The sequence below is a fragment of the Myxococcus sp. CA039A genome, assembly GCF_013336645.1.
Classification (GTDB): domain Bacteria; phylum Myxococcota; class Myxococcia; order Myxococcales; family Myxococcaceae; genus Myxococcus; species Myxococcus llanfairpwllgwyngyllgogerychwyrndrobwllllantysiliogogogochensis.
In genome coordinates this window covers 1-4,197 of sequence record NZ_JABUMQ010000536.1, presented here as the reverse complement: position 1 = coordinate 4,197, position 4,197 = coordinate 1, and the positions used below count along the sequence as shown (strand labels likewise).

At 70.4% G+C, this 4,197-nt stretch carries 6 protein-coding genes; 3 read left to right on the top strand and 3 right to left on the bottom strand.

All coding sequences use genetic code 11. The annotated features are described in order from the left end of the window. Positions 1-509: PEGA domain-containing protein (locus HR086_RS45165; protein WP_174468748.1), on the top strand; the 509-nt coding region annotated here is incomplete at its 5' end. Between the two features lie 103 nt (positions 510-612). Here HR086_RS45165 and HR086_RS45160 read toward each other — a convergent pair. Then, positions 613-1,356, bottom strand: coding sequence for an NAD-dependent deacylase (locus HR086_RS45160; RefSeq protein WP_174459329.1), 744 nt, complete (start codon positions 1,354-1,356; stop codon positions 613-615). A gap of 105 nt (positions 1,357-1,461) precedes the next feature. On the opposite strand from HR086_RS45160, the gene HR086_RS45155 reads away from it, so the two are divergent. Beyond that, on the top strand, positions 1,462-1,947 hold the full coding sequence (locus HR086_RS45155; RefSeq protein WP_141649361.1) for a GAF domain-containing protein: 486 nt from the start codon (positions 1,462-1,464) through the stop codon (positions 1,945-1,947). A gap of 72 nt (positions 1,948-2,019) precedes the next feature. Here the strand turns inward: HR086_RS45155 and HR086_RS45150 are convergent, their stop codons facing one another. After that, positions 2,020-2,931, bottom strand: a complete 912-nt coding sequence (locus tag HR086_RS45150) for a pseudouridine-5'-phosphate glycosidase (RefSeq protein ID WP_141649362.1) — start codon at positions 2,929-2,931, stop codon at positions 2,020-2,022. 60 nt (positions 2,932-2,991) lie between these two features. On the opposite strand from HR086_RS45150, the gene HR086_RS45145 reads away from it, so the two are divergent. Continuing rightward, entirely contained in the window at positions 2,992-3,939 is a 948-nt protein-coding gene (locus HR086_RS45145) for a DMT family transporter (protein WP_254626744.1), read from the top strand. Between the two features lie 13 nt (positions 3,940-3,952). On the opposite strand, the gene HR086_RS45140 is transcribed toward HR086_RS45145, so the two are convergent. Further along, on the bottom strand, positions 3,953-4,197 hold a 245-nt coding region (locus HR086_RS45140), incomplete at its 5' end, for a helix-turn-helix domain-containing protein (RefSeq protein ID WP_305794125.1).

The window sequence follows — 4,197 nt, the reverse complement described above, 5'->3', positions numbered from 1 at the left end:
CCCCGCCGCCTCCCCCACCCGAGCCGGAGGGCATGTCCACGGGCAAGAAGGTCGCGTTCGTCGCGGTGCCGTTGGTGCTGCTCGGCATCGGCGCGGCGGTGGTGCTGGGAGGAGGCCAGGGTGGCTCCAAGCAGCCAGCGACCCAGGTCGTCGAGGTCCCTCGGGACAGGCCGACGAGTCCCTCGGGGGCCACGACTCCGGTCGACGCCGCACCGCAGGCGCTTCGGGTGAAGTTCAACTCGACGCCGTCCGGGGCCGCCATCTACGAGGGCGAGGAGCAGATCGGCACCACACCCATCGAGCTCATGCTGCCGCGAGAAAAGTCCCACCAACTGAGCTTCCGCCTCGCGAACCACAAGTCCGAGGAGCGCTCGCTCAACTTCAGCCGTGTCGCCGGAGACAGCCAGACGGTGGACGTGACGCTGGAGCCCATTCGCGCCGCGACGCCCCCCAAGCCGAAAGCGCCTCGGCCCGCCAACACCGGGCAGGATATCAACGTCTTCGAGTAGCGCCCGCCGGCTCCCGTGCGCACCGGGAGCCGTCATGCGGCGGGGCTCGCGTCCCAGGCACGGGCGTGCTGCCCGGGAGCGCACTGCCCGCCATGCGGCGGACTCAGACGAGTCGCCCCAGCTTCGGGAGCACCTCACCGCTCTTGCCCTGGACGGAGTGCTCGAAGCGACGGGAGTTCTCCGCGGGGTCCAGGTTGACGAGCCACGTCTCCCCGCCCGCACCGCGCACCTGATCGACCATGCCCGCAGCCGGGTAGACGGCGCCGGAGGTGCCCGCGGCCAGGAAGACGAAGCGCCCGCCGGAGCTGGCGGCGCGCAGCGAGAAGTCTTGGATGCGCTCCAGGTCCGCGGGGTCCAGGTACTCGCCGAACCAGACGATGTGGGGCCGCAGCAGGCTGCCGCAGTCCTTGCACCCGGGCACCGTGCCCGCTGCGTACACGGTGGTGTCCTCGAAGGGGGCGCGCTTGCACTCGTCGTTGCTACAGCGCGTCTTGAAGAGGTTGCCGTGCATCTCCACCACGCGCTGGCTGCCCGCACGTGAGTGCAGCCCATCCACGTTCTGCGTGGCCAGGAGGAAGCGGTCGCCCAGGTGACGCTCCCAGGAAACCAGCGCGTCATGGCCGGGGTTGGGCGAGACGCCCGCGGCCCCTGCTCGCCGCTGGGAGTAGAAGCGCCACACCCGCAGCGGATCCTTCGCGAAGCCCTCGGGCGAGGCCACCTGCTCCACGGGCTGGTCCTCCCAGAGCCCGTTCATTCCTCGGAAGGTCGGGACTCCGCTCTCGGCGGAGACGCCCGCGCCGGTGAGGACCAGCAGCCAGGTATTCGAATCGAGAAGGAGCGTTTCCACGGTGCCTCCTGTGCGGCGTGGGATTCAGGATATGAAGCGTGGGACGACGATGACCGCGCCGGGCCCTGACGGGCGGGTGCGGAGACCTGGCTCGAGGACCCCATCATGGCGGAAATCACCCTGGACCTGCGCGCGGCTCCCAAGGCGCAGGCCTACGAGGAACTGCAGCAGCACGTTCAAGCAGCGCTCGCCGGCATCGACGACCCCATCGCGGGCATGGCGACGATGAGCTGCCTGATTCACCACGCCTTTGGCCACCTGTGGACGGGCTTCTACCGGGTGGTGACTCCCGGGAAGTTGCTCCGGGTGGGCCCCTATCAGGGCACACTGGGCTGCCTGGAAATCAAGTTCGGCCAGGGCGTCTGCGGCGCCGCCGCGGCGAAGGGCGAGACTCAGGTGGTGGCGGACGTGCACGCCTTCCCGGGGCACATCGCCTGCGACGCGCGCTCCGCGTCGGAAATCGTGGTGCCGGTGTACGGGAAGAATCGCGAGCTGCTCGCGGTGCTGGACATCGACTCCGCGAGCAAGTCCACCTTCGACGAGGTGGACCGCCAGCAGCTCGAGACGATGATGCGCTGGTTCCAGCAGTAGCCGCGCCGCGCATCCATCGAAGGCCCCCGAGGGCGCGGCGGGAAGACAGCGCCCGCGCCCCAGGGAGCAGGTTCAGTCGCCGCGTGCGTAGGCCACGGCGAGCTGACCGGCGAAGCGGGCGTTGTTCACGAGGAGCGCGAGGTTGGCCTTGAGCGTCTTGCCGCCCGTGCGCTGGCCCAGCTCGCGCAGCAGGAAGGGCGTCACGTCCTTGCCCCGGATGCCCTGGCGCTCGGCTTCCGCGAGCGCGGAGGCGATCTGCAGCTCGACCTCATGGCGAGGCAGCGCGGTCTCCTCCGGCGGCGGCACGGTGTAGAGCACCCCACCCTGCCCCAGCGTCTCGAAGCGAGCGCGAGCGATGCGCGCGGCGGTGGCCACGTCATTCACGCTGTGCTCCAGCGTGATGCCGGAGTCACGACTGTGGAAGGACGGCAGCTCGCGGGTGCCCACGCCGATGACGGGCACGCCCGCGGTCTCCAGGAGCTCCATCGTCTTGGGAAGGTCGAGCACGGACTTCGCGCCCGCGCACACCACTGCCACGGGGAAGCGAGCCAGCGCGGCGATGTCCTGGGAGATGTCCCAGTGCTCCGAGGCGCCCCGGTGGACGCCGCCGATGCCCCCCGTGGAGAAGACACGGATGCCGGCCGCGGCGGCCAGCTCACACGTGGCGCTGACGGTGGTGCCACCGGAGGCACGGGTGGCCACGGCGATGGCCAGGTCGCGCGAGCCGAGCTTCAGCAGGGGCTCCTTGCCCTCCGCGAGTCGGCGCAGGGCCGCGTCTTCCAGGCCGATGCACACCACGCCGTCCACCACGGCGGTGGCGGCGGGCACGGCACCGGCGCGACGAATGGCTTCCTCGCAGGCTCGGGCGGCGGCGAGGTTGTCCGGATAGGGAAGTCCCTGGGCCACCACACTCGTCTCCAGGGCGACGACGGGCTGCCGCGAGTCGAGGGCGCGACGCACCTCGTCCGAAAAGCGTAGGTCCATGGCGCGCGTTTAAGCCACGGCGCGGCATGGGGACAAGCCGAGCGGCGGGGAAACGTCGGCTTGCACGAAAGGACGCTGGGTCTTATTTCCTCGCGCGACGTGTCCACATCCGCCGCCAGTGTCCCTGCTGCGCCGCCCCGCGCCTTCTCGGCCTCCGACCTGGCCATCCTTGGTGTCGTCGTTGTCTGGGGCACCAACTACACGGTGGTGAAGGAGGCCCTGGGGGTGATTCCTCCCCTGGCCTTCATGTCGGTGCGTTTCGCGGTGGCCTCGGTGGCCATGGCGGTGTTGCTGCTCGCGGTGGAGGGGTGGAAGCCGCTGCCGTGGCGGGTGCTCTTCAAGCTCGGGATGCTCGGACTGGTGGGCAACACGGCGTACCAGCTGAGCTTCATCCTGGGGCTGGCGAACACGACGGCGGCCAACAGCGGGATGCTGGTGGCGGTGACGCCCGTGCTGGTGGCGGCCCTCGGCGCGGCGCTGGGAGTCGAGCGGCTCAACCGTCCACTGGTGATGGGCATGTCGCTGGCGGTGATGGGGATGCTGCTGGTGGTGGCGGCACGAGGACCATCGCTGGGCACGGACACCCGGTTGGGAGACGGGCTCATCCTGGTGGCCTGCGTCTGCTGGGCCATCTACACCGTGGGCATCCGCTCGCTGGGCAACGAGGTGTCGGCGCTGCGCATCACCGCCATCACCATGCTGGCGGGAGCTCCGGGAGTGGTGCTGGCGGGAGCGCCGGCGGTGCTCGCCCTGGACGTGGGGAGCATCGGCTTCAGTGCTTGGGCGGGCGTGGTGTATTCGGCGCTGATTCCGCTGGTGCTCAGCTACTTCATCTGGGGGCGCACGGTGCAGCAGGTGGGCAGCGCACGCGCGTCGCTCTACAACACGGGGGTACCCATCGTGGCCGCGCTCACCGCGTGGGGCGTTCGTGGAGAGAGGCCCACGCTGCTCCAGGGATTGGGCGCGGCGCTCATCATCGGCGGCGTGGTGCTCAGTCGCGGGAAGTGACACGGGTGAGCGGCTAGCGCCCGTCCTCCCCCCGTCGTCCCCGCTCCACCGCGAGGCCGTACTCCTCGATCTTCTTGTCCAGCGTGGGGCGGCTGATGCCCAGCAACGCAGCGGCCCGGACCTTCTTGCCGCCGGCTTCTCGCAGAGCCTCGGCGATGGCGTCGCGCTCCAGCCGTCCCACGCGAGACTGGAGCGTCTGGGAGTCACTGGCGGGGCCGCCCTGCTGGACCTCTGGAGGAAGCTGCAGCGCCCCCACCC

Bases quoted from the DNA above. Each gene is read 5' to 3' on its own strand.
- HR086_RS45155 (WP_141649361.1), top strand. From the start codon at position 1,462: ATGGCGGAAATCACCCTGGACCTGCGCGCGGCTCCCAAGGCGCAGGCC.
- HR086_RS45150 (WP_141649362.1), bottom strand. From the start codon at position 2,931: ATGGACCTACGCTTTTCGGACGAGGTGCGTCGCGCCCTCGACTCGCGG.